The organism is Massilia aerilata (assembly GCF_042656905.1).
Lineage (GTDB): Bacteria > Pseudomonadota > Gammaproteobacteria > Burkholderiales > Burkholderiaceae_D > Telluria > Telluria aerilata.
In genome coordinates this window covers 70,654-93,901 of record NZ_JBHSMZ010000005.1, presented here as the reverse complement: position 1 = coordinate 93,901, position 23,248 = coordinate 70,654, and the positions used below count along the sequence as shown (strand labels likewise).

Genomic DNA, 23,248 nt, shown 5'->3' with positions numbered 1-23,248 from the left:
TTGATCCGTCGTTCCCGCGCAGGCGGGAATCCAAGTTTGTAGCGGACCACAGAAACTTGGGTTCCCGCCTGCGCGGGAACGACGGTTTTTAGTGTGCGGCCAGTATTACTTTGCCAGCTGTTCAGCCGTCAGCAGGAACACCGCATCGTCGCCGATGCTGGTGGTCAGCCAGGTCAGGCCCAGATGCCCGAAGGCCGCCTCGGCATACTCGCGTTCGTTGCCGATCTCGACCACCAGCACGCCCTCCGGCGTCAGGCGCTCGGCGGCGCCGTCGACGATCTTGCGCACCAGGTCCATGCCGTCCTCGCCGCCGGCCAGGGCGATCTGCGGTTCGCGCATGTATTCCGGCGGCAGCTTGCCCATCGAAGCGCTGTTCACGTAGGGCGGGTTGGTGATGATCAGGTCGTACTTCTTGAACGGCACGTTCTGGTACAGGTCCGACTCGATCGGGTTCACGCGGCCATCCAGCTTATAGTCGCGGATATTGCGCTCGGCCACGGCCAGCGCGTCCTTCGAGATGTCGACCGCGTCGACCAGGGCGTTCGGGAAGGCGTCGGCCAGCATGATCGCCAGGCAGCCGGAGCCCGTGCACAGTTCGAGCACGTTTTCGACGCCGTCCGGATCGGCCACCCAGGGGCTGAACATGTTCGGGATCAGCTCGGCGATGAAGGAACGCGGCACCAGCACGCGCTCGTCGACGTAGAAGTTGTAGCTGCCCAGCCAGGCTTCGTTGGTGATGTAGGCGGCCGGCACGCGCTCGCTGACGCGGCGTTCGATCACGGCCAGCACCTGCAGCACTTCCTCTTGCAGCAGCTTGGCGTCGAGGAAGGGCTCGAGCTTGTCCAGCGGGAGCTTGAGGGTATGCAAAATAAGGTAGGCCGCTTCGTCGAAGGCTTCGGCGCTGCCGTGGCCGAAGAACAGCTTGGCGGTGTTGAAACGGGTGACGGCGTAGCGCAACAGGTCGCGCGGCGTGCAGAAATTGGGCGTGGTCGTGGCCATGGCTGGGATCTCGCGGAAATGGTTAGGCCGCAGGCGGCGAGGGCGCCAGCAAGGCTTCGAGCGTGCGGCGATAAATGTTCTTGAGTGGATCGATGTAGCGCAGTTCGATGTGCTCGTCGATCTTGTGGATGCTGGCGTTCGGTGGCCCGAATTCTATCACCTGGGGACAGATGCGGGCGATGAAGCGCCCATCCGAGGTCCCGCCGGTGGTCGACAATTCGGTCTTCACGCCGAGTTCATGGCCGATGGCGGTGCAGATGGCATCCGACAGCGTGCCCTTCGGCGTCAGGAAGGGCTCGCCGGACAGGGTCCATTCGAGCTCGTAATCCAGGCCGTGGCGGTCGAGGATGGCGTGCACGCGCGCTTCCAGCCCGTCGGCCGTGCTGGCGGTCGAGAAGCGGAAGTTGAAGTCGACCCGCATCTGGCCCGGAATGACGTTGTTGGCGCCGGTGCCGGCGTGGACGTTCGAGATTTGCCAGCTGGTCGGCGGGAAGTACTCGTTGCCGTCGTCCCATTTTTCAGCGGCCAGCTCGGCCAGGGCCGGCGCCGCCTGGTGGATGGGATTGCGCGCCAGGTGCGGATAGGCGATGTGGCCCTGCACGCCCTTCACTAGCAGGCAGCCGGACAGCGAGCCGCGGCGGCCGTTCTTGATCATGTCGCCCAGCACGTGGCTGGAGGTCGGTTCGCCGACCAGGCAGTAATCCAGGGTCTCGCCGCGCTCCTCCAGCATCTCGCAGACGACCACGGTGCCGTCGACGGCCGGGCCTTCCTCGTCGCTGGTGATCAGGAAGGCGATCGAGCCGGCATGGCCCGGGTGCGCCTCGACGAACTCCTCGACGGCGACGACCATGGCCGCGATCGAGGTCTTCATGTCGGAGGCGCCGCGGCCGTACAGCTTGCCGTCGCGCCGGGTCGGGGCGAAGGGCTGGGAATGCCACTGGTCGAGCGGGCCGGCCGGCACCACGTCGGTGTGGCCGGCGAACACGAATACCGGCGACTCGGTCCCGCGGCGCGCCCACAGATTGGTCACGCCGTTCGATTCGATGGTCTCGCACCGGAAGCCGAGCGGAGACAGCAGCGCCTGCAGCTTCTGCTGGCAGCCCTTGTCCTGCGGGGTGATCGAATCGAGCGCGATCAGCTCCTCGGTCAGCTGCAGGGTGCGCGAGGTCTTCATGCAGGCCAGTCTCCGAAGCTGCGCTCATACTCGTCGGGCGAGAAGCCGACCTTCAGCCGGCCCGCGCCCGCTAGGACCGGGCGCTTGACCACGGACGGGTTCTCCAGCATCAGTTCCAGCGCGCTGGCCTTGTCGACGATTTGCGCGCGGCGTTCTTCCGGGAGATTGCGCCAGGTCGTGCCCTTGCGGTTGACCAGGACTTCCCAGTCCAGCTGTTCGAGCCAGCCGGCGACGGTATCGCGGGACAAGCCCTGCTTCTTGAAATCGTGGAACTCGACGTCCTGGCCGTGCTCGGCCAGCCAGGTGCGCGCTTTCTTGACGGTGTCGCAGTTCGGGATGCCGTAGAGAGTTTTCTTCATGGTTTTAGCTCTAGGGAAAGCCGCGAAGGATAGCACAGGCCGCTATCACCAGAGCATAGTTTAGCAATGCCGCATCAAGCCTGTCGCCGAACTGGCGAACCATCCCTTGAGCAGCCGGTCTTACCGTGGCAGATGCGGAAATGGAGGCATTATGTCCAGGTTGAGCACCCTCACGCTGGCCGCGTGTGGTGTCGCACTGGCCGTGCTGGCGCCGCTGGCGTCGGGCACGGATCGCGACGGGCCGGCTTGCCGCTACCGCTATTTCGTCGATCCACTCCTGACGGCCCAGCTGACCGGCGCCTACGACCTCTCGAACGGCGAGCTGATGCGCGTCAGCCGCGAGGCGAACCGTTATTACGCGGAGATGCCCACGACTGGTCGCATCGAAATCGTCCCGGTCGACCAGGACGTGTTCGTACAGCGCAATGGCCCGGTGCAGTTGGCTTTCGAGCGCGAGGCGGGTGCGACCGATGTCGTGGTCTCGGGGCTGGATGGGCAGGCGAGCGGGCCGCCGGTGTGCCGCCGGTAGTGGAGGTGGCCGCGGGCTGCCTTTGGGGCGGCGGGCGGATTTGTGACGGCGAGTCACAAATCCACGCCTGTGCTGTCGGGCTATTAGTTGCCCGTGGTCAGTTGTCCAACGTGAACTCGGTGAATGAAGGCCCGGCAGGCTCTTCCGTCGGCTTGGCGTCCGACCCTGCGGCCGGACCATCCGTCCTGGCCGACTGGCTGTCCGGCCCATTGTTGATGAGCCACAGCAGGTTGGTGGCCGAGTCGGCGTTCGCCAGCGCTTCTTCCTGGGTGATCAGGCCGGCCCGGAACAGTTCCAGCAAGGCCTTTTCGAAGGTCTGCGAACCCGGCGACAGGCTCTTGTCCATCGCTTCCTTGATCTGGCCGATCTCGCCTTTTTCGATCAGGTCGGCAACGTAGCGGGTATTGACCATGATCTCGACCGCGGCCTGGCGCTTGCCGCCGGCTTTCGATCGTACCAGGCGCTGCGAGACGATGGCCTTCACCGCCGAGGACAAATCCTGCAGCAGGGCGGGGCGGTTTTCGATGGGGTAGAAGCTGATGATGCGGTTCAGCGCGTTGTAGCTGTTGTTCGCGTGCAGGGTCGCCAGCACCAGGTGGCCGGATTGCGCGTAGGCCAGGGCGGCCGCCATGGTGTCCTTGTCGCGGATCTCGCCGATCAGGATGCAGTCCGGCGCCTGGCGCATCGAGTTGCGCAGGGCGACGTCGAAGCTGGTGGCGTCGCTGCCGATCTCGCGCTGGTTGACGATGGATTTCTTGTTCTTGAACAGGTACTCGATCGGGTCTTCGAGCGTCAGGATGTGGCCGGGGCGCTGCTCGTTGCGGTGGTCCAGCATCGAGGCGATGGTGGTCGACTTGCCGGACCCGGTGGCGCCGACGATCAGCAGCAGGCCGCGCTTTTCCATGATCAGATCGAGCAGCACGGGCGGCAGGCCCAGCTCTTCCAGCGGCGGGATACTCGCCGGCACGAAGCGGAACACCGCCGAGATCGAGCCACGCTGGCGGAAGGCCGACAAACGGAAGCGGCCCAGCTTGGGCACGGAAATGCCCATGTTCAGCTCGTTGGTGCGCTCCAGTTCGGCCATCTGCTCTTTCGATGCGATCTCAGCCAGCAGTACCTGGATGTTTTCAGGTTCGAGCTTGTTCTGGTTGATCGGGATGAGGTTCCCGTTGATCTTGATGTGGACAGGGGAATTGACCGCGAAGAACATGTCCGACGCGTTCTTTTCCTTCATCAACTGGAACAGGCGTTCCATCATCATGGTTTTCTCTCCCTTGCTTCGCGGTAATTTTTTGCGTTTTGGGGATTCTACCTGTTTGCGGGAGGATTGCGGTGGCCGGAGGGCACCCGATGTGGGGGAAATGCCTTACCTCGTCGTGCCGGGCATTGCCCGACCCGACTTCCCGCGCAGGCGCCTCGCTGCGCGAGGCCCCAGGTTTGCTTGAACAGTCGAAACGCAAGCAAACTTGGCGGGATAGCGCCAGTCGCGCTATCCCGCCTTCGCGGGGTGACGAAAAATCAAACGCCGCGCAGCAGTTCGTTGATACCGGTCTTCGAACGCGTCTGCGCATCCACGCGCTTGACGATCACCGCGCAGTACAGGCTGTACTTGCCGTCGGCGGACGGCAGCGAACCCGATACCACCACCGAGCCCGACGGCACGCGGCCGTAGCTGACTTCGCCGGTTTCGCGGTTGTAGATCTTGGTCGACTGGCCGATGTACACGCCCATCGAGATCACCGAGTTCTCTTCGACGATCACGCCTTCGACGATTTCCGAGCGGGCGCCGATGAAGCAGTTGTCTTCGATGATGGTCGGGTTGGCCTGCATCGGTTCCAGCACGCCGCCGATGCCGACGCCGCCGGACAGGTGGACGTTCTTGCCGATCTGGGCGCAGGAGCCGACGGTGGCCCAGGTATCGACCATGGTGCCTTCGTCGACGTAGGCGCCGATGTTCACGTAGGACGGCATCAGCACCACATTCTTGCCGATGAAGGCGCCGCGGCGGGCGACGGCCGGCGGCACCACGCGGAAACCGCCCTTGGCGAAGTCTTCCGGCGTGTAGTTGGCGAACTTGGTCGGGACCTTGTCGTAGAACTGCATGCCGCCGCCTTCCACGGGCACATTGTTCTCGAGACGGAACGACAGCAGGACGGCCTTCTTGATCCACTGGTTCACGACCCAGCTGCCGCTGTCTTTCTGGGCAACGCGCAGGCTGCCGTCGTCGAGGCCGGCAAGGACGTGGGCGACGGCGTCGCGGACTTCAGCGGCGGCGCTGGTCGGGCTGATCTCGGCGCGCTGTTCCCACGCGGTGTCGATGATGGTCTGGAGTTGTTGGGTCATGATGGTCTGGATGGTTACGATGCTTTTTCAGGAGGAGGACTTCAAATCCTTGCAGAACTGGACGATGCGGTTGGCCGCTTCCAGTCCTTCGTCCACTTCGGCGACGAGCGCCATGCGGATGCGGTTGCGTCCCGGATTACTGCCGTGCGCGTCGCGCGCCAGGTAGGAGCCGGGCAAAACCGTCACATTATATTCGGCGTACAGGCCGCGTGCGAACTCGGTGTCCGACAGGCCGCTGGCGCGCACGTCGGCCCACAGGTAGAAGCCGGCGTCGGGCAGTTCGACGTCCATCACCTGCTTCAGCAGCGGGGTGATGAGGGTGAACTTTTCCTTGTACAGGTTGCGGTTCTCCTGCACGTGGGCCTCGTCGTTCCAGGCTGCGCAGGAGGCCGATTGCACCGGCGGCGACATGGCGCCGCCGCTGTAGGTGCGGTAGAGCAGGAATTTCTTCAGCACGTCCGGATCGCCGGCGACGAAGCCCGAGCGCATGCCGGGCACGTTCGAGCGCTTCGACAGGCTCGAGAACACGACCAGGTTGGCGTAGGGGCGCAGGCCGGCGCTACGGCCTAGCTGGTGCGCCGCTTCCAGCGCGCCCAGCGGCGGGGCCGCGCCAAAATAAATCTCGGAATAGCACTCGTCGGCGGCGATCACGAAGCCGTGGCGGTCGGCCAGCTCGAACAGCTGGCGCCAGTCGTCCAGGGTCAGCACCGCGCCGGTCGGGTTGCCCGGTGAGCACAGGTAGAGCAGCTGGACCCGTGCCCACACGTGGTCGGGCACGCTGGCGTAGTCCGGGGCGAAATTGCGCGCCGGGACCGAGTTCACGAACCAGGGCTCGGCGCCGGCCAGGTAGGCCGCGCCTTCGTAGATCTGGTAGAACGGATTCGGGCACATGACCAGCGCGCCGCCGTTGGCGTTGGCGGAGGCTGCGCGCGGATCGATCACGCACTGGGCAATCGCGAACAGGGCCTCGCGCGAGCCGTTCACCGGCAGCACCATCGTGTTCGCGTCCAGCGGCGGTACCCCGTAGCGGCGTTCCAGCCAGCCGGCGATCGCCGTGCGCAGCGGCTCGCCGCCGTGCGTGCTCGGATAGTTCGCCAGCCCGGCCATGCTTTGCGTCAGGGCTTTCTGGATGAAGGCCGGTGTCGGATGCTTGGGTTCGCCGATGCCGAGGCTGATAGGGGCGTACCCGGGATTCGGCGTGACGCCGGCGAACAGCTGGCGCAGCTTTTCGAAGGGGTAGGGGTGCAGTCTTTCGAGATGTGGATTCACGGCTTTACCAGGTCGGAGAGGCTATGCAAGAAGATCAATTATAGCGAGGCCGGCCCGATGCTGCTGTGGCTTGGAATGGAGTAATATTAACCACAGGAATTTGCTCCTTAGACTAGCGACCCCAGCCGTGCCACTCCACTACGCCCGCAGTCTTCTCGGCCCTGCGCGCAGCCCGCGCGCCAACCGCCATCTGGGCGTCGCCCTGGCCTTCGTCGCCGGCGCCATCAATGCCGGCGGCTTCCTCGCCGTGCACCAGTACACCTCGCACCTGACCGGGGTGATTTCATCGGCGGCCGACAATCTGGTGCTCGGCGCCTGGGACCTGGCGCTGGATGCGCTTGGCGCCGTGCTGTCTTTCCTGGCCGGGGCGGCCTGCACCGCGCTGGCCGTCAACTACGGCCGGCGCCGCGGCCTGGCCAGCGAATATGCGCTGCCCTTGCTGCTCGAAGCCTTGCTGCTGCTGGCCTTCGGCGTGCTGGGCGCGCGCCTGGCCGCCGTCGATGCGCTGTTCGTGCCCGGCACGGTAATGCTGCTGTGCTTCATGATGGGCTTGCAGAACGCGCTGATCACCAAGATCTCGCAGGCCGAGATCCGCACCACGCACATGACCGGCATCGTCACCGACATCGGCATCGAACTGGGGCGGATGCTGTACTGGAACCGTGACGCAGCGCAGCCGAAGGTGCAAGCCAACCGTGGGCGCCTGCGCCTGCTGGTGTCGCTGCTGCTCGGCTTCTTCGTCGGCGCGCTGGCCGGGGCGCTGGGCTTCAAGCATGCCGGCTACCTGGCGACGCTGCCGCTGGCCTGCCTGCTGAGCGCGCTGGCGATCGTGCCTGCAGTCGACGACCTGCGCCGCTTGGGCGCCGGTTAAGCAAGCAGCGCCCGCTCGCGCCACGCCCCCGGATTCAAGCCCGACCACTCGCGGAAGGCATGCGTGAACGCGCTCTGCTCCTGGTAGCCGAGCAGGAAGGCGATGTCGGCCAGCGACAGGCCGCGCTGGCGCAGATAGTCCTGGGCCAGCGCGTACCGGGCCGCGTCGAGCACCTGCTGGAAGCTGGCGCCGCTGTCCGCCAGCTTGCGCTGCAGGGTGCGCGAGGAGAGTCCCAGTTCGGCGGCGATGCTGGCCAGGCGCACGCGGTCGTGCGCGAGGTTGCGGATCACGGCGGCGCGCACCTGGGCGACGATGCCGTGGCGTTCGCGCTCGTCCTCGCGCTCCCTCAGCAAGCGCTCGGCATGCCGCTGCAGCACCGGGTACATGCCCGCGTCCGCGTTCGGCACCGGCATCGCCAGTAGCGAAGCGTCGAAGCAGGCCAGGTGGGCCTCGGCGCCGAAGGCCGGGACCATGCCCAGCACGCGCTCGTATTCGGCCGGATCGGCATCGCTGTGGTGGGCGAAGGCCAGGCGCCGCGGCGCCAGCGGGCGGCCGGCCAGCCAGGAACCGAAAGTGCGGATGCCGGCGAACACGCTTTCGGCCAGGTGCCGGGTGGCGTCGGGGAAGTGGCTGGTCCAGGTGTAGCAGGCCAGGCCCGACCCGGCGTCGGCTTCGAGCCGCGAGCGTCCCAGGTCGTGGGCCAGCTGTTCGTATCTCTGCGTCTGTTCGAGGGCCTGGGCGAAGTCGGCGCAGGCCAGCAGGATCAGGCCATACACGCTATAGGCGCCGAGGCGCATGCGCTCGCCCACGTGCAGGCCGAAATGCGGGTCCATGGCCAGTTCCGCGCCCGTTGCCAGCAGGGCGATGTAGTCGCGCGCCGCCAGCGATTCCGGCAGCGGATCGAGTGGCATCGCCAGCCCGGACGCCTGCGCCAGCGTACGCGCATCCACGCCGCGCGCGGCCGCCGTCTCCAGCAGCGGTTGCAGGTAGGAGCCGGTAACCCGGGGCAGCACGGTTGGCATGTTCGAACAAGCGCTTGGCATGAATCCGCAATACAGGGGCGACGATGGCTTATATTCTTGCAAAGTATAAATAAAAGCAATGGGAGCGCCATGAGACGATGGAACGGCTGGGGAGATGACACGATCGAGGTCCCGATCGGCGAGGGCGCGCTGCGCTTTCTCGCCGGGAAGCTGGGGCCGGGCGCCGGGCCGCAAGACGCGGCATTCGACGCGGTGTGCGCGCAGCTTGCGCCATCGAAGTTGCCGCCGCATCCGCTGGTGGACACCACGGCGGCGGTGCGCCTGCAGCACGCGCTGGGCCAAAGCCTGCAGGACTGGCTGCGCCTGCGCTACGGCCGCGTCGAGGCTGCGCCGGACGGCGTGGCCTTCCCGGAAAGCGCGGACGCGGTGCGCGAGCTGCTCCGCTATGCCATCGATGCCGGCGCGGCCATCGTGCCCTATGGCGGCGGCACCAGCGTCTGCGGCCACCTCGATGCGGCGCCTGGCCGGCCCACGCTGTCGGTCGACATGCGCCGCCTGCGCGCCATGACGAACCTCGACCGCGAATCGCTGCTGGCCACCTTCGGCGCCGGCGTGGCGGGACCGGACCTCGAAGCCCAGCTGCGCGCGCACGGCTGCACGCTCGGCCACTTCCCGCAATCCTTCGAGTACTCGACCCTGGGCGGCTGGGTGGTCACGCGCTCTTCGGGCCAGCAGTCGCTGCGCTACGGCCGCATCGAGCAGCTGTTTGCCGGCGGCCGGATGGAGACGCCGCAGGGCCGGCTCGAGATCCCGACCTTCCCGGCCTCCGCCGCCGGCCCCGACCTGCGCGAGCTGGTGCTGGGCTCCGAGGGCAGGATGGGCATCCTGACGGAAGCCACGGTGCGCATCAGTCCCGTGCCGGCATTCGAAGCCTTCCACGCCGTGTTCCTGCCCGACTGGGAGCGCGCGGAAACCGCCGTGCGCGCCATCGTGCAGGCGCGCCTGGGACTGTCGATGCTGCGCCTGTCGAATCCGGTGGAGACGGCGACCATGCTGACCCTGGCCGGTCACGAAAAACAGGTGGCGCTGCTCGAGACCCTGCTGCGCCTGCGCGGCGCGGGCGAGGGCAAGTGCATGCTGCTGGTCGGCGCCAGCGGAGAGAAAACGCCATCGCGCGCCGCGCTGGGGGCTGCATTGAAGATCGCACGCAAGTACAAGGGCGTGCACGCCGGCCGCGGCCTGGGCGAACGCTGGAAGAAGAACCGCTTCCGCAACGTCTACCTGCGCAACGCTGCCTGGGAGCGCGGCTACGCCATCGACACCGTCGAGACGGCCGTCGACTGGCCGCGCGTGAGCCCGGCGATGCGCGCGGTGGAAGCCGCGGCGGCGGCGGCGCTGGCCGCCGAGGGCGAGCAGGTGCATGCCTACACCCATTTGTCGCACCTGTATGCGCAGGGCGCCAGCGTCTACACGACCTTCATCTGGCGCCTGGCCGGCGACTTCGATGCCGACCTGGCGCGCTGGCGCCGCCTCAAGACGGCGGCGTCGGAAGCCATCGTCGCCAATGGCGGCACCATCAGCCACCAGCACGGCGTCGGCGTGGACCACGCGCCCTGGCTGCAGGCGGAAAAGGGCGTGCTGGGCATGGAGGCGCTGCGTGCGCTGTTCCGCCGGTTCGACCCGAGCGGCAGCATGAACCCCGGCAAACTGCTGCCGGATGAGACCCGGCCATGAACGCCCTCTGGAGACGCGACGGGCGCGCCGCGCTGCCCGGACTGATGGAAAAGGAATGGGACCTGCTGGTGATCGGCGGCGGCATCACCGGCGCCGGCATCCTGCTGGAAGCGGCGCGGCGCGGGCTGAAAGCCCTGCTGGTCGAACGGCGCGATTTCGCCTGGGGCACGTCGAGCCGCTCGTCGAAGCTGGTGCACGGCGGCCTGCGCTACCTGAAGGACGGCCACCTGCACCTGACGCGCGAGTCGGTGCGCGAGCGCGAAAGCCTGCTGCGCGACGCGCCCGGGCTGGTCGAGCCGCAGGGCTTCGCCTTCGCCCACTACGCCGGCCAGCGCGGCAAGCGCAGCTTCCTGGCGGGCCTCGCCATCTACGACCTGCTGGCCGGGCGGCGCGAGCGGCACTGGCTGTCCACCGAAGAATTCCTCGAGCGTGCGCCGAATGTAGCGCGCGAGGGACTGGACGGCGGCATCGTCTACACCGACGCCAAGACCGACGATGCGCGCCTGGTGCTGCGCGTGCTGGGCGAAGCGATGGACCACGGCGCGGCCGCGCTCAACTACGTGGCGGCGCGCTCGCTGATCCGCGCCGATGGCCGCGTGGCCGGGGCCGCGCTGCACGACGGGCTCGGGGACGCCAGTTACGAAGTGAAGGCGCGCGTGACGGTCGACGCCACCGGCGCCTGGTCCGGCGCGCTGCATGGCAAGGGTCCGCGCCTGCGTCCGCTGCGCGGCAGCCATCTGATCCTGCCGGCCTGGCGCTTGCCGCTGTCCCAGGCGGTGAGCCTGATGCATCCGCATGACGGCCGCCCGGTGTTCGCCTATCCGTGGGAAGGAACGACCCTGGTCGGCACCACCGACCTCGATCACGAGCAGCCGATGGAGCACGAAGCGCGCATCACGCGGGCCGAACTCCATTACCTGCTGGCGGCCCTGCAAGCCCAGTTCCCCCAGCTCGGCCTGGGCGAAAGCGACGTGCTGTCGACCTATGCCGGCGTGCGGCCGGTGATCGCCGGCGGGCACGCGGACGCCTCGCGCGAAGGGCGCGAGCACAGTGTCTGGAGCGAGGAGGGACTGGTGGCGGTGGCTGGCGGCAAGCTGACCACCTTCCGCGCCATCGCCCTCGACGCCCTGAAGCAGGTGCGCGCCCAGCTGCCCGATTGGCGCGACGAGCTGCAGCCCTGCCGGGTATTCGCGCCGCCGCCGGCGGTCGCCGGCACGCAGGCGCCGGCCGGCGTGCTGCGCCGCCTGCGGGGCCGGCACGGCGCCCGGTCCGGCGTGCTGCTGGACGCGGCCGGCGAGGGCGAAGGCGAGATCGTCCCCGGCACCGAGACGCCGTGGGCCGAGCTGCGCTGGGCCGCGCGCGCGGAAGCGGTGCAGCGCCTCGACGACCTGCTGCTGCGCCGCACCCGCCTGGGCCTGCAGCTGAAGGAGGGCGGCAGGGCGCTGATGCCGCGCATCCGGGCGATCTGCCAGCCGGAGCTGGGCTGGGACGACGCCCGCTGGTCAAAAGAAGAACAGGACTACGCGGCCTTGTGGCACGCCCACTATGGCCTGCCGCAGGAGACAACAGAATGAGCATGCAGCCGACCATCCTCGCCATCGACAACGGCACCCAGAGCGTGCGCGCGCTGCTGTTCGACCTGCAGGGGAATATCGTCGCCAAGTCCCAGGTCATGCTGGAAGCCTATTATTCGACCCAGCCCGGCTGGGCCGAGCACGATCCCGAGGATTACTGGGCTTCCCTGTGCCAGGCCTGCCGGGGCCTGTGGGACCAGCCCGGCGTGAACAAGGAGGCCATGCAGGGCGTGGCCGTGACCACCCAGCGCGGCACCGTGGTCAGCCTCGGCAAGGATGGCCAGCCCCTGCGCCCGGCCATCACCTGGCTCGACCAGCGCAGGACAAGCGTGTATCCACCCATCGCCTGGTGGTGGCAGGCTGCGTTCAAGGCGGCGCGCGTCGACGGCACCATCGACTACTTCCGCGGCGAGGCCGAGATCAACTGGATCAAGGCCCACCAGCCCGAGGTGTGGAAGGCGACCGACAAGTTCCTGCTGCTGTCCGGCTACCTGAACTGGCGCCTGTGCGGGCGCTTCGCGGATTCCAGCGGCTCGCAGGTGGCCTATCTGCCCTTCGACTACAAGCGCCGGCGCTGGGCCGCGCGCCACGACTGGAAGTGGCAGGCGCTGGCGGTCGAGCCGCACATGCTGCCCGAGCTGGCCGAGCCGGGCGAGCGTCTTGGCACGATCTCTGCTAGGGCCGCGATGGATACCGGCATCCCGCAAGGCCTGCCGCTGCTGGCCGCGGCCGCCGACAAGGCCTGCGAGGTGATCGGCGCCGGCTGCCGCGAGCCGCATGTCGGCTGCCTGAGCTACGGCACCACCGCCACCATCAACACCACCAGCACGCGCTACACCGAAGTCACGCCCTTCATTCCGCCCTATCCGGCGGCGATCCCAGGCGCCTACAGCAACGAGGTGCAGGTGTTCCGCGGCTACTGGATGGTCAACTGGTTCAAGGAACAGTTCGGCCACCACGAGCAGACGCGCGCACTGCTCGAAGATGTCGCGCCGGAGCAGCTGTTCGACCGCATGGCCAGCAGCGTGCCGCCCGGCTCGATGGGCCTGATGCTGCAGCCTTACTGGACACCCGGCATCCGCGTGCCCGGGCGCGAAGCAAAGGGCGGCATCATCGGCTTCGGCGACGTCCACACCCGCGCCCACGTCTACCGCGCCATCCTCGAAGGCCTGGCTTACGCGCTGCGCGAGGGGAAGGAGCGGATCGAGAAGCGCGGCGGGGTGGCGATCACCGAGCTGCGCGTCTCCGGCGGCGGCTCGCAGAGCGACTGCGCGATGCAGCTGACGGCCGACATCTTCGGCCTGCCGACCGCGCGCCCGCACGTGTACGAGACCTCGGGCCTGGGGGCGGCGATCGACGCGGCGGTCGGGCTGGGGCTGCACCGCGATTTCGATGCGGCGGTGGGAGCGATGACCCGGGTGGGGCGGGTGTTCGAGCCGGTGGCGGAGAACCAGCGGATTTATGACCGCCTGTACCGGCAGGTGTACCGGAAGATGTATCGGCAGCTGCAGCCGCTGTATCGGGATATTGCGGAGATTACGGGGTATCCGGCGGTCCGCTAACGCGTCGTCCCCGCGAAGGCGGGGATCCAAGTTCTGCATGCGATACGACAGCCCACGCAAACTTGGGTCCCCGCCTGCGCGGGGACGACGGTATTCACATCATCGCCGCATTCCGAACCGTCTCCCAGGCGGCTCCCGCCAGCGCCGTCTCGACGCGGTTCCGCCCACTTTCCTTGGCCGCATACATGGCCCGGTCGGCGCAGACGAACAGCTGCTCGATCTGGTCCAGCTGGGTCGGCACGATGGTCGCCACGCCCACCGAGACGGTGATCCAGGGCGAGGTCGGCGAGCGCGGGTTCGGCAGCTGCAGGGCCTCCACCGTGGTGCGGATCGCTTCCGCCAGGCGGCTGGCGGCGATGTCCGGGGTCTCGCCGAACAGCAGCACGAATTCCTCGCCGCCGTAGCGCGCCGCCAGGTCGGTCGGGCGCAGCGCATGCGCCTCGAGGGCCTGGGCCACCTTCTGCAGGCAGAGGTCGCCGGCGGCGTGGCCGAGGGTGTCGTTGTACAGCTTGAAGTGGTCGACGTCGAGCACCACCAGCGACAGCGGCTGGGCGTTGCGGATCGCGCGCTGCCATTCCTTTTCCATGAAGGCGTCGAAGTGGCGGCGGTTGGCGATCCGGGTCAGCGGATCCAGCATGGCGGCGCGCTGCAGCGCGTCCTCGGACTGCTTGTGATGGGTGATGTCGTGCAGCAGGGCGACGAACTGGCCGTCGGCCGCGTGCATCGGCGTCATCGTCAGGTCCATCGCGCGCAGGCCGCCGTCGCGGTGGCGGATCAGCACTTCGCGGGTGCCGTTGCCGATCGCTTCCATCGCGGCGCAGTCGTCGGGATAGCTGTCCTGCCGGGCCACCAGTTCGGCCAGCGAGCGGCCCACCAGTTCATCGGTCGCGTAGCCCAGGTAGCGGTCGCAGGCCGGGTTCGCGTACTGGATGCGGCCGCAGCGCTCGACGATCAGCAGGCCCTGGTCCATGCTGTCGACGATCATGCGCAGGCGGTCCGCCTGTTCCTTCTGGGCGTCGCTGCCGCTGGCCAGGCGCAGCTGGGCGCGCACGCGGGCGCACACTTCCTCCATGCGCAGCGGCTTGGGGATGTAGTCGGCGGCGCCGATGTCGAAGCCGGCCACGATGTCGTCGGTCTCGCCGCGCGCGCTCATGAAGATGACGGGAATGCGCGCCGTCAGCGGGTGGGCCTTCAAGCGGCGGCAGGTTTCCAGGCCGTCCAGCTCGGGCATGACGACGTCGAGCAGCACCAGGTCGGGCTGGATGCGCTGGGCGATCTCGAGGGCGCGTTCGCCGGAGGTGGCGATGAAGGCCTGGTAACCCTGGCGCAGCATCATCGTGCGTAGCAGGGCAAGATTGTCCGGCGCGTCATCGACGATCAGAACGGCAGGCTTGCGGGGCGCGGTGAGCCCCACGCTGGCTGGGTTGGTCATACTGTGCCTTATCAGGCTGCACAATGGGTACGTTCAAAATCATACCTTGTTGCGCACCATCAAGGGGCAAGTATTGCTTGTTTGACAGAAAAATGTGTGACTTTGGCGCAACTTCTGGTTGTCCGGGACAACCAGAAGTCACACGCACATCAGGCGCTTACAGCTGGTCCTTGATCAGCTTGCCCAGCACCGCGATGCCTTCGCGGATGCGCTCCGGCGGCACGGTCACGAAGGACAGGCGCAGGGTATTGGTGGCCGGATCGTTGGCGTAGAAAGGCGCGCCCGGCACGAAGGCGACGCGGGCGGCGATGGCCTGGTCGAGCAGTTTGGTGGCGTCGATGTGCTTCGGCAGGTCGACCCAAATGAACATGCCGCCTTCCGGACGGGTCCAGGTCACTTCTTTCGGGAAGTGCTCGTCCATCGCGTCCAGCATCGCCTGGCACTGGTGGGCGTACAGGCTGCGGATGGTCGGGATGTGCTCGTCCAGGAAGCCGTCCTTGACCACTTCGTACACCACCATCTGGGTCAGCTGGGCGGTGTGCAGGTCGGCGGCCTGCTTGGCCAGCTCGAGGCGGCGCACCAGCGGCAGCGGGGCGCACACGTAGCCGAGGCGGATGCCCGGGGTCAGCACCTTCGAGAAGGAACCCATGTAGATCACGCCGTCCGGATTCATGTTCAGCATGCGCGGCATCGGCTCGCCCTTGTACGAGAGCGCGCCGTAAGGATCGTCTTCGATCAGCGGCAGGCCGAGGCGGGCGCAGGTTTCGACCAGTTCGCGCCGGCGTTCCAGCGACAGCGAGCGTCCGGTCGGGTTCTGGAAGTTCGGCAGCGCGTACAGCAGGCGCGCGCCGTCGGCCAGGCCTTCGAGCGAGGACGGCACCAGGCCGTGCTCGTCGGTCGCGACCGAGTGGAAATCGGGGCGGTACACCGAGAACGCCTGCAGGGCGCCGAGGTAGCTCGGGGTCTCGACCAGCACCTTGCTGCCTTCGTCGATCAGTACCTTGCCCAGCAGGTCGAGCGCCTGCTGCGAGCCGGACACCATCAGGATCTGCTCGGGCAGGATCTTGCAGTCGGGCGTGGACAGGTATCCCGCAATCCATTCGCGCAGCGGGGCGTAGCCGTCGGTCGGGCCGTATTGCAGGGCCTGTTTGCCGGTTTCGCTCAGCACCTTGTCGTAGGCAGCTTTCATGCGCTCGACCGGGAAGGTGGCGGGCGAGGGCAGGCCGCCGGCGAAGGAGATGATCTCCGGACGCTGGGTAATCTTCAGGATTTCGCGGATCGCCGAGCTTTGCAGCTGCTGCGCGCGTTCCGAAAACTGCCACTGGATGGGATTGGGATTTTCGATTTTCATACTGATCTCACAGGAAGGACCGCAGGGGTGGTGCGTCGGTCATTATAAAGCAGCTTGATGAGCCGCTTCGTTAAAGAGACGCGCCTTGTGGGCACGTCCCGGAACTTGTTGCGTGGGCACGGGGTGCCCACCCTACGTCGTTAAGCAAATCGTAGGGTGGGCACCCCGTGCCCACGCCAACATCATGCGACTTCTACGATCATCTCGATTTCGACGCAGGTCCCGCGCGGCAGCGAAGCCACGCCGAAGGCCGAGCGGGCGTGCTTGCCGGCATCGCCGAACACTTCGCCCAGCAGTTCCGAGCAGCCATTGGTGACCAGGTGCTGTTCGTTGTATTCCGGGGTCGAAGCGACCAGGCTCATCACCTTGACGATGCGCTTCACGCGGCCCAGGTCGCCCCCTACAGCTTCCTGCAGGGTGCCCATCAGGTCGATCGCGACCGAGCGCGCGGCGGCCTGGCCTTCCGCGGTGGTCTTGTTCTTGCCCAGCAGGCCGGCGTTCGGCGAGCCGTCGGCGTTCTTGGCGATATGGCCGGAGATAAAGACCAGGTTGCCGGTCTGCACGTACATGACGTAGGCGGCGGCCGGGGCTGCCGGCGAGGCGAGGGTGATGTTCAGTTCTTTGAGTTTGTCGTAGACGGACATGGGGTCTCCAGGCTTACATAAATAAGAGCCGGTATTGTACGACTTGCCAATGCCTGAGGCTACCGCCGCACCTGCATCCGGCGCCCAAGCGCCACCACGGCGATCACCGCCAGCGCAAAACCGCAGTTGGCGACCGTGAGCGGCTCACCCAGCAGCAGCCAGGCCCCGCCCAGGGACAGGAAGGGCTGCACCAGCTGCACCTGGCCGACCCGCGCCACCCCGCCCAGGGCCAGGCCGCGGTACCAGAAAAAGAAACCGACGATGGTCGAGAACACGGTGGTATAGCCCAGCCCCAGCCAGGCACGCGCGCCGGCATCGCCGAGCCGGCCGAACTGCCCGGGGTCGAGCACGGCCAGCAGCAGGACGCTCGGCAGCGCGGCCAGCACCAGCGCCCAGCTGATGGTCTCCTGGCCGCCGATGCTGCGCGCCAGCTTGCCGCCTTCCGCATAACCGACCGCCGCCGACAGCACCGCCGCGAACATCAGGAAGTCGGCCGGCGCGAAATGGCCGCCGCCCTTGCCCAGGGCAAAGGCCGCCACCAGGATTGAACCGAGCAGGGCCAGGCCCCAGAAGCCGCGCGAGGGCCGCTCGTGGCCGCGCAGCGCCGAGTACAGGGCCGTGCAGAGCGGCAGCGCGCCGACCAGCACGGCGCCGTGCGAGGCCGGCAGGGATTGCATGGCGATCGAGGTCAGCAGCGGAAAGCCGAGGATGCAGCCGAGCGCGACCATGGCCAGGGGCAGCAGCGCTGCACGCGGCGGCAAGGGCGCGCGGGACCAGCGCAGCCAGGCGCCGGCGATGAGCGCCGCGCCGACCGCGCGCGCCAGGGCGACGAACAGCGGATCGAGTTCCGCCACCGCCATGCGGGTCATCGGCAGCGTCAGGCTGAACAGGGCAACCCCGGCCAGGCCGAGCAGCATGCCGCGCGACTCGCGACGGCTGTCGGCCGGCGCCACGGGCAGGGGAGTTGTGAGTGTTTGTGTCATGCGGGCTCCTGGGCGGGTCGTTGCGTCAACTTTCATTCAGGTCTATGCTAGCCCTAGGAAGCAGTACAGTACCTATACACTTTTCCGCATAAATCCTCGCACTGTCATGGCGATATGACCAACACAGTTATCCAGGCTGCGATTTCGCGCGATTCCGGCGAGCCGCTGGCCGACCAGATCGTGCGAGCGGTGGCCGCCCGCATCGACGACAAGCACTTGCGCGCCGGCGCCCGCATGCCTTCGATCCGCCAGTTTGCCGGCGCGCACGGCGTCTCGCCCTTCACGGTGGTGGCCAGCTACGACCGCCTGGTGGCCCAGGGCTACCTGGAGTCGCGCCGCGGCGCCGGCTTCTTCGTGCGCGAGCGTTCGAGCCTGAACACCGGCTTGCAGGCGAGGCTGGCGCCCGGGCCGGCGGAAGCGCCGGCGGAAGCGCCGAAGCTGGACGTGGTCTGGCTGATCCGCAACCTGTTCCGCCAGGCGCCGGGCCAGGCCAGTTCGGCGGCCGGCGTGCTGCCGGCGGAATGGCTGGATGGTCCCGGCATCGCCGGCGCACTGCGCGCGATCGGCCGCCAGCCGGGCGCCATGCTGCTCAACTACGGCAATCCCTACGGCTACCTGCCGCTGCGCCAGCAACTGCAGCGCAAGCTGGCCGAGCTCGAGATCGAGGCCCGTCCGGAACAGATCGTGACCACGGTCGGCGCGACCCAGGCCCTGGACCTGGTGGCGCGCGAGCTGTGCCGCCCCGGCGACACGGTGTTCGTCGACGATCCGGCCTGGTTCCTGATGTTCGGTTCCTTCGCCGCCCTGGGCCTGAAGGTGGTTGGCATCCCGCGCCTGGCCGATGGACCGGACCTGGCGCAACTGGCCGCCATGGCCTCGCTGCACAAGCCGCGCCTGTACGTGGTCAACTCGGTGCTGCACAATCCCAGCTCGACCTCGCTGTCGGCGGCCAAGGCCTTCCAGGTGCTGCGCATCGCCGAGGAGCACGGCATCACGATCGTCGAGGACGACATCTATTGCGACCTCCATCCGGGACAGGCGGCGCAGCCGGCCACGCGCATGGCGCCGCTCGACCAGCTGCGCCGGGTGATCTACCTGGGGGGATTTTCAAAATCGCTGGCGGCCAACCTGCGGGTGGGTTTCATCGCCGCCTCGCCCGAGCTGGCGCAGCGCCTGGCCGACCGCAAGATGCTGGGCACGCTCACCACCAGCGACCTGGGCGAACGGGTGGTCTACAAGATCCTGTCGGAAGGCGTGTACCGCAAGCACCTGGAGCGCATCCGCGCGCGCCTGGATGGCGCCCGGCCGCAAGCCATCCGCCGCGTCGAGGCGCTGGGGCTGAGGCTGGAAAGCCTGCCCACGGCCGGCATGTTCCTGTGGGTCGACGCCGGCCGCGACACCAGCGTGCTGGCGGCGCAGGCGATGGAGCAGGGCTTGCTGCTGGCGCCGGGCAGCCTGTTCTCTCCCAGCCAGCTGCCGTCCACGCGCATGCGGCTGAACGTGGCGGCCTTCGAGGATGCACGCTTGTGGGACTTCCTGGCTAGCCTTCCCAGTTGAATTCTCCGTGCAGGGGCACGGCGCTGCCTTCGCAATATTGTTCGAAGCGTCCGTGCACGGCGCCGAGGCGGCCGTTCGTGTAGCTGACCTTGTCGAGCACCATCCATCCGAACGAGCTGTTGCAGCCGAGCGCATGGCTGCTGACCGACAGGCCGCCGAACGCCGTGTTGTGGGTGCCGTAGCGCAGCAGGTGGTCGTAGAAGCCCGGCTGCAGCTGGGCGACCGAGCGCATGGCCTGGAAATCGAACTTGAACTGGCCGCTGGCCCAGTTGCCCGAGTCCGCATCGAAGCTCAGATAGCCGCCGCTGCCCAGCGGGCCGCCGTCCGCCGCCTGCAGGCGCAGCGTGGCATTGGCCGGGGTCAGCAGATAGCTCTTGCCGCCGCCGACCGGTTCGCCCGCCGGCGATTCGATGTACAGGTAGTTGCCGCTGGCCGGCAGGGCGCCGGCCGGCGCCTTCCACAGCGTTGCCGGCACGGCAGCGCGCGGTCCCGCCGGCTGGCGCGTATCGCTGGCCAGCCAGTGGATCTCGCCGCGCAGGGCGCCGGGCGCGTCTTCGCAGTGCTGCTCGAAGCGCATCGTCAGCTCGCTGAGCTGGCCGCCCACGTAGGCTGCCTTGTCCACCACGACGCCGGAGCTGGAGGTATTGCAGCCGCGGCCGTCGCCAAACCAGCTGAAGCCGCCGCGCGCCGGTTTCCATGGACCCTGGCCGAGGCCGGCGTAATAGCCGGGCAGGATGGCGCCGGCATTGCTCATGGCCTGGAACGAAGCCTGCCAGCGGGTGTCGCCGTTGACCGTCAGGTCGAGCTTGCCGTCCTTTTCAGTGAGCGTGATCGCGGCATCGAGCGGCGTGAACAGGGCGTCGCCGTTGCCGACGAAGTCGGAGCGGTCGCTGGACAGATAGACGTAGGTGCCGGCCGGCATGGCCGCGCTTGGGCGCCAGAACAGCTCGGGCACGGCGGCCGGACCAGGGAAAGCGGCAGGCTGGTCCGCGCGCCAGCGCAGGTGGCCGTGCAGCAGTCCTTGCGGCGAGGAGACCCCGACAGTGCAGAGTATTTCAAAGCGTAGCTCGAGCGCGGCCAGCTTGCCGCCGGAATAGATGGCGCTGTCGACCGTGACCCAGCCCCGCTGCGTGGAACAGGTACTGCTGTCCACGCTCGCGTTGAGCACGCCTTCCGTGGACGTGTTCATGGGCCAGGCCGCCACGCTCGTGTAATTGCCCGGCACGATTTGCGAGATGCTGGACGGGGTCTGGAAGCGGATATTCCACAAGTGGTTGCCCTTGCCGGCGATCTCGACCAGATTGCCGTTGCCGACGACCTCGAAGGCGGTATTCGCGGAAGTCTGCAGTTCGGTGCGGCCGCGGGCGAGCGGCTCGCCCGCATCGCTCTCGATGTACAGGAAGTTGTCGGTCGCCGGCAGGGCGGCGGCCGGCGCACGCCAGGATCCGGCGGCGGACACCGCGGCGTTGCCGGCGGGCGGCGTATTGTCGTAGTGAATCGCGCCGTGCAGGGGCGCGGCGCGGCCTTCGCAATGCTGCTCGAAGCGCAGGTCCAGCCGTTTCACGACGCCGCTGGGCTCGTATTCGATCGCATCGACGACGTACCAGCCGGTCGACGTGGAACAGCCGCGGCCGGCGCCGGTCCAGCTCATGCCGCCCTTGACCGGGTTGTGGAAGCGCGCGCCCTTGACGTCCGCGTAATAGCCCGGCGCCAGGCGGTTCATGGCGTCCACGCCTTCGAGTTCCGCGCGCCAGATGTCGTCGCCCGCGACCCGGATATTCAGGTGCCCGCCGGCGCCATCCACGGTGACGAGGGCCGAGCGGCGGTCGAACAGCCAGGTCTTGCCGAGGCCGACATAGTCGCCGGGGGCGCTTTCGAAATAGGCGTAGTTGCCAGGGCTGGCGGCCACCGATGCCGGCGGACGCCACAAATCGCCCGCCGGGCTGGCGGGCAGGGGAGCAGTGCTCTTGTCGTTGACCGTATAGTTGACCGTGCCGCGAAGGGCGGCGGCGGCGCCGTTGCAGGTGCGCTGGAAGCGCAGCGTGATGGCCTGGAGGAAGCCATTCGCGTAGGCTACATTGTCGATGATGATCGACCCCGTCGACGAGGTGCAGGTGCGTCCATTGCCCCACCAGGTCAGGCCGCTCGCGCCGGCATCCATGTTGTCGCGATAAAGGGGAACGGCGGTATATTCGCCGATTTTCAGTTCGGCCGCATTGCCGCCGGTCTGGAACACGCCGGTCCATTGCTCGTCGCCCTTGACCTCGACCACCAGGCGGTTCTTGACGGCGGTAACCGTGATGACGGCATTGCTTGCCGAGTATTGGTAGGATTTGCCCTGGCCGATCGCGTCGCCCGGCTCGCTTTGCAGGGTGATCGAATTCGCGGTCGGCAGCGGGGGCGGCGCTGCCGGCGGTGTCCCCACCGGCGGCGAGACCGGCGGCGTGCTGCCGCCAGGGGCCGCGCCACCGCCTCCGCCACCTCCGCAGGCAGCAAGGACGAGGAGGAAGACGGAGAGCGGGAGAAGTCGGCGCAGGAAGGTAGTCATGGCAAGCCTGGAAAGAGTTTGCCGATTCTAGCTTCCTTTAAGACAACTATTTATTGAACTTAACAATCCGACCAGTGAACTGTTGTGCTAACGCCGCAGTTTGCCCTGCGGCGCGCGCAGCACGCGCTCGATGAGTTCCGGCTCCAGCCGCATGCCCTTCATGAAAGCACGCGCGGCGCCGGGACCCAGCAGGCGCAGGATCACTTGCGCCTTGTAGATGACGCGGGCCGTGACGGGATCGCGCCGGATGTAGGCCATCCCGTCCGTGCCGGCATGCCTGGGATGGTTCATTCGACCAGCCCGCATGCGAGCGCCACCTGGCCGCGGTAGGCGTCGAAGATGTGGCGCAGCGCGTCGGCCATGCCGGTGGTCGGGGCCCAGCCGAGGTCTTCCCTGGTGTTCTCGATCTTCGGCACGCGGTTCTGCACGTCCTGGTAGCCGGCGCCGTAGTAGGCGCCCGAGCTGGTCTCGACGATCTGCACCTTCTGCGCCCCGGCGGCGTATTCCGGATACTCGGCGGCGAGTTTCAGCATCATGGCCGCCAGTTCGCGGATCGAGTAATTGTTGACCGGGTTGCCGACGTTGTAGATCTGGCCGGTCGCCTTGCCGTCCTTGTTTTCGATGATGCGCATGAGCGCGTCGACGCCGTCGTCGACATAGGTGAAGGCGCGCTTCTGGGCGCCGCCGTCGACCAGCGAAATGGTCTCGCCGCGCACGATGTGGCCGAAGAACTGGGTCAGCACGCGTGAGCTGCCTTCCTTGGGCGTGTGGATCGAATCCAGGCCGGCGCCGATCCAGTTAAACGGGCGGAACAGGGTGAAGTTCAGGCCTTCCATGCCGTAGCCCCAGATCACGCGGTCCATCAGCTGCTTGGCGCAGGCGTAGATCCAGCGCGGCTTGTTGATCGGGCCGTAGACCAGTTCCGAATTCTCCGGGTCGAATTCGGCGTCCTGGCTCATGCCATACACTTCCGAGGTCGACGGGAAGATCAGGTGCTTGCCGTACTTGGCGGCCGAGCGCACGATCGGCAGGTTGGCCTCGAAGTCCAGTTCGAATACGCGCAGCGGGGCCTGGACGTAGGTCGACGGCGTGGCGATCGCCACCAGCGGCAGGATCACGTCACACTTCTTGACGTGGTACTCGACCCACTCCTTGTTGATGGTGATGTCGCCTTCGAAGAAATGCATGCGCGGATGGCCGAGAAGCTCCGTGATACGGTCGGAATTCATGTCCATGCCGTAGACTTCCCAGTCGGTGGTCGCGAGGATGCGCTTGGACAGGTGGTGGCCGATGAAGCCGTTGACGCCGAGGATGAGGACTTTTTTCATGTGCTAGC

At 67.4% G+C, this 23,248-nt stretch carries 19 protein-coding genes and 1 pseudogene; 6 read left to right on the top strand and 14 right to left on the bottom strand.

Annotated features, from left to right (window positions below; genetic code table 11):
- Positions 1–105: 105 nt before the first annotated feature.
- From prmB to ACFPO9_RS08375, 3 genes are read right to left on the bottom strand one after another with little or no spacing between them, the layout of a single operon-like run.
- The gene (prmB, locus tag ACFPO9_RS08385; RefSeq protein WP_379769400.1) at positions 106–999 is read right to left on the bottom strand and encodes a 50S ribosomal protein L3 N(5)-glutamine methyltransferase; all 894 of its coding nucleotides are present in this window, start codon (positions 997–999) and stop codon (positions 106–108) included.
- Between the two features lie 22 nt (positions 1,000–1,021).
- Entirely contained in the window at positions 1,022–2,173 is a 1,152-nt protein-coding gene (gene dapE, locus ACFPO9_RS08380) for a succinyl-diaminopimelate desuccinylase (RefSeq protein WP_379769398.1), read from the bottom strand.
- Positions 2,170–2,532, bottom strand: coding sequence for an ArsC family reductase (locus tag ACFPO9_RS08375; RefSeq protein WP_379769396.1), 363 nt, complete (start codon positions 2,530–2,532; stop codon positions 2,170–2,172). Before ACFPO9_RS08375 ends, dapE begins: the two co-directional genes overlap by 4 nt.
- Before the next feature lie 151 nt (positions 2,533–2,683).
- Here ACFPO9_RS08375 and ACFPO9_RS08370 point away from each other — a divergent pair, with 151 nt between their 5' ends.
- The gene (locus ACFPO9_RS08370; RefSeq protein ID WP_379769393.1) at positions 2,684–3,061 is read left to right on the top strand and encodes a hypothetical protein; all 378 of its coding nucleotides are present in this window, start codon (positions 2,684–2,686) and stop codon (positions 3,059–3,061) included.
- 97 nt (positions 3,062–3,158) lie between these two features.
- Here the strand turns inward: ACFPO9_RS08370 and ACFPO9_RS08365 are convergent, their stop codons facing one another.
- From ACFPO9_RS08365 to dapC, 3 genes are all read right to left on the bottom strand, one after another.
- The gene (locus ACFPO9_RS08365) at positions 3,159–4,322 is read right to left on the bottom strand and encodes a PilT/PilU family type 4a pilus ATPase (RefSeq protein ID WP_379769391.1); all 1,164 of its coding nucleotides are present in this window, start codon (positions 4,320–4,322) and stop codon (positions 3,159–3,161) included.
- A 257-nt stretch (positions 4,323–4,579) separates the two neighbouring features.
- On the bottom strand, positions 4,580–5,404 hold the full coding sequence (dapD, locus tag ACFPO9_RS08360) for a 2,3,4,5-tetrahydropyridine-2,6-dicarboxylate N-succinyltransferase (RefSeq protein WP_379769388.1): 825 nt from the start codon (positions 5,402–5,404) through the stop codon (positions 4,580–4,582).
- 27 nt (positions 5,405–5,431) lie between these two features.
- Complete coding sequence (gene dapC / locus ACFPO9_RS08355) at positions 5,432–6,673, bottom strand: succinyldiaminopimelate transaminase (RefSeq protein WP_379769385.1); 1,242 nt, start codon at positions 6,671–6,673, stop codon at positions 5,432–5,434.
- 127 nt (positions 6,674–6,800) lie between these two features.
- Here dapC and ACFPO9_RS08350 point away from each other — a divergent pair.
- Positions 6,801–7,526, top strand: a pseudogene (locus tag ACFPO9_RS08350) (YoaK family protein); the annotation flags it as partial.
- A gap of 14 nt (positions 7,527–7,540) precedes the next feature.
- Here the strand turns inward: ACFPO9_RS08350 and ACFPO9_RS08345 are convergent.
- A complete protein-coding gene (locus ACFPO9_RS08345; RefSeq protein WP_379769383.1) occupies positions 7,541–8,566 on the bottom strand; it encodes an AraC family transcriptional regulator in 1,026 nt (341 codons plus the stop codon).
- A gap of 90 nt (positions 8,567–8,656) precedes the next feature.
- On the opposite strand from ACFPO9_RS08345, the gene ACFPO9_RS08340 reads away from it, so the two are divergent.
- The 3 genes from ACFPO9_RS08340 to ACFPO9_RS08330 are packed head-to-tail and all read left to right on the top strand — an operon-like array spanning position 8,657 to position 13,397.
- Positions 8,657–10,261, top strand: a complete 1,605-nt coding sequence (locus tag ACFPO9_RS08340; protein WP_379769381.1) for an FAD-binding oxidoreductase — start codon at positions 8,657–8,659, stop codon at positions 10,259–10,261.
- On the top strand, positions 10,258–11,835 hold the full coding sequence (locus tag ACFPO9_RS08335; protein WP_379769379.1) for a glycerol-3-phosphate dehydrogenase/oxidase: 1,578 nt from the start codon (positions 10,258–10,260) through the stop codon (positions 11,833–11,835). Before ACFPO9_RS08340 ends, ACFPO9_RS08335 begins: the two co-directional genes overlap by 4 nt.
- A complete protein-coding gene (locus ACFPO9_RS08330; RefSeq protein ID WP_379769377.1) occupies positions 11,832–13,397 on the top strand; it encodes an FGGY-family carbohydrate kinase in 1,566 nt (521 codons plus the stop codon). Before ACFPO9_RS08335 ends, ACFPO9_RS08330 begins: the two co-directional genes overlap by 4 nt.
- A gap of 94 nt (positions 13,398–13,491) precedes the next feature.
- On the opposite strand, the gene ACFPO9_RS08325 is transcribed toward ACFPO9_RS08330, so the two are convergent.
- The 4 genes from ACFPO9_RS08325 to ACFPO9_RS08310 form a co-directional block, all read right to left on the bottom strand.
- Positions 13,492–14,829 carry a diguanylate cyclase gene (locus tag ACFPO9_RS08325; RefSeq protein WP_379769375.1) on the bottom strand — a complete coding sequence of 446 codons (1,338 nt, stop codon included), beginning with the start codon at positions 14,827–14,829 and terminating at the stop codon, positions 13,492–13,494.
- Positions 14,830–14,986: 157 nt separating this feature from the next.
- Positions 14,987–16,180: an aminotransferase-like domain-containing protein gene (locus ACFPO9_RS08320; RefSeq protein ID WP_379769373.1), complete on the bottom strand. Its 1,194-nt coding sequence runs from the start codon at positions 16,178–16,180 to the stop codon at positions 14,987–14,989.
- Positions 16,181–16,362: 182 nt separating this feature from the next.
- Positions 16,363–16,824 carry a RidA family protein gene (locus ACFPO9_RS08315; protein ID WP_230022170.1) on the bottom strand — a complete coding sequence of 154 codons (462 nt, stop codon included), beginning with the start codon at positions 16,822–16,824 and terminating at the stop codon, positions 16,363–16,365.
- 59 nt (positions 16,825–16,883) lie between these two features.
- On the bottom strand, positions 16,884–17,807 hold the full coding sequence (locus ACFPO9_RS08310) for a DMT family transporter (protein WP_379769369.1): 924 nt from the start codon (positions 17,805–17,807) through the stop codon (positions 16,884–16,886).
- Positions 17,808–17,921: 114 nt separating this feature from the next.
- On the opposite strand from ACFPO9_RS08310, the gene ACFPO9_RS08305 reads away from it, so the two are divergent.
- The gene (locus ACFPO9_RS08305; protein ID WP_379769367.1) at positions 17,922–19,364 is read left to right on the top strand and encodes an aminotransferase-like domain-containing protein; all 1,443 of its coding nucleotides are present in this window, start codon (positions 17,922–17,924) and stop codon (positions 19,362–19,364) included.
- Here ACFPO9_RS08305 and ACFPO9_RS08300 read toward each other — a convergent pair.
- The 3 genes from ACFPO9_RS08300 to ACFPO9_RS08290 all read right to left on the bottom strand — a co-directional run bounded on the left by ACFPO9_RS08300 (position 19,348) and on the right by ACFPO9_RS08290 (position 23,240).
- Positions 19,348–21,912: a hypothetical protein gene (locus tag ACFPO9_RS08300; RefSeq protein WP_379769365.1), complete on the bottom strand. Its 2,565-nt coding sequence runs from the start codon at positions 21,910–21,912 to the stop codon at positions 19,348–19,350. The two genes, ACFPO9_RS08305 and ACFPO9_RS08300, sit on opposite strands and share 17 nt — an antisense overlap.
- A gap of 87 nt (positions 21,913–21,999) precedes the next feature.
- A complete protein-coding gene (locus ACFPO9_RS08295) occupies positions 22,000–22,203 on the bottom strand; it encodes a hypothetical protein (protein WP_379769362.1) in 204 nt (67 codons plus the stop codon).
- Complete coding sequence (locus ACFPO9_RS08290; protein ID WP_379769360.1) at positions 22,200–23,240, bottom strand: bifunctional UDP-4-keto-pentose/UDP-xylose synthase; 1,041 nt, start codon at positions 23,238–23,240, stop codon at positions 22,200–22,202. Before ACFPO9_RS08290 ends, ACFPO9_RS08295 begins: the two co-directional genes overlap by 4 nt.
- Positions 23,241–23,248 lie beyond the last annotated feature (8 nt).

Excerpts from the sequence above, each read along its gene's own strand:
- prmB (WP_379769400.1), bottom strand. The coding sequence starts at position 999 with ATGGCCACGACCACGCCCAATTTCTGCACGCCGCGCGACCTGTTGCGC.
- dapE (WP_379769398.1), bottom strand. The coding sequence starts at position 2,173 with ATGAAGACCTCGCGCACCCTGCAGCTGACCGAGGAGCTGATCGCGCTC.
- ACFPO9_RS08375 (WP_379769396.1), bottom strand. The coding sequence starts at position 2,532 with ATGAAGAAAACTCTCTACGGCATCCCGAACTGCGACACCGTCAAGAAA.
- ACFPO9_RS08370 (WP_379769393.1), top strand. The coding sequence starts at position 2,684 with ATGTCCAGGTTGAGCACCCTCACGCTGGCCGCGTGTGGTGTCGCACTG.
- ACFPO9_RS08365 (WP_379769391.1), bottom strand. The coding sequence starts at position 4,322 with ATGATGATGGAACGCCTGTTCCAGTTGATGAAGGAAAAGAACGCGTCG.
- dapD (WP_379769388.1), bottom strand. The coding sequence starts at position 5,404 with ATGACCCAACAACTCCAGACCATCATCGACACCGCGTGGGAACAGCGC.
- ACFPO9_RS08345 (WP_379769383.1), bottom strand. The coding sequence starts at position 8,566 with ATGCCAACCGTGCTGCCCCGGGTTACCGGCTCCTACCTGCAACCGCTG.
- ACFPO9_RS08340 (WP_379769381.1), top strand. The coding sequence starts at position 8,657 with ATGAGACGATGGAACGGCTGGGGAGATGACACGATCGAGGTCCCGATC.
- ACFPO9_RS08335 (WP_379769379.1), top strand. The coding sequence starts at position 10,258 with ATGAACGCCCTCTGGAGACGCGACGGGCGCGCCGCGCTGCCCGGACTG.
- ACFPO9_RS08330 (WP_379769377.1), top strand. The coding sequence starts at position 11,832 with ATGAGCATGCAGCCGACCATCCTCGCCATCGACAACGGCACCCAGAGC.
- ACFPO9_RS08325 (WP_379769375.1), bottom strand. The coding sequence starts at position 14,829 with ATGACCAACCCAGCCAGCGTGGGGCTCACCGCGCCCCGCAAGCCTGCC.
- ACFPO9_RS08320 (WP_379769373.1), bottom strand. The coding sequence starts at position 16,180 with ATGAAAATCGAAAATCCCAATCCCATCCAGTGGCAGTTTTCGGAACGC.
- ACFPO9_RS08315 (WP_230022170.1), bottom strand. The coding sequence starts at position 16,824 with ATGTCCGTCTACGACAAACTCAAAGAACTGAACATCACCCTCGCCTCG.
- ACFPO9_RS08310 (WP_379769369.1), bottom strand. The coding sequence starts at position 17,807 with ATGACACAAACACTCACAACTCCCCTGCCCGTGGCGCCGGCCGACAGC.
- ACFPO9_RS08305 (WP_379769367.1), top strand. The coding sequence starts at position 17,922 with ATGACCAACACAGTTATCCAGGCTGCGATTTCGCGCGATTCCGGCGAG.
- ACFPO9_RS08300 (WP_379769365.1), bottom strand. The coding sequence starts at position 21,912 with ATGACTACCTTCCTGCGCCGACTTCTCCCGCTCTCCGTCTTCCTCCTC.
- ACFPO9_RS08295 (WP_379769362.1), bottom strand. The coding sequence starts at position 22,203 with ATGAACCATCCCAGGCATGCCGGCACGGACGGGATGGCCTACATCCGG.
- ACFPO9_RS08290 (WP_379769360.1), bottom strand. The coding sequence starts at position 23,240 with ATGAAAAAAGTCCTCATCCTCGGCGTCAACGGCTTCATCGGCCACCAC.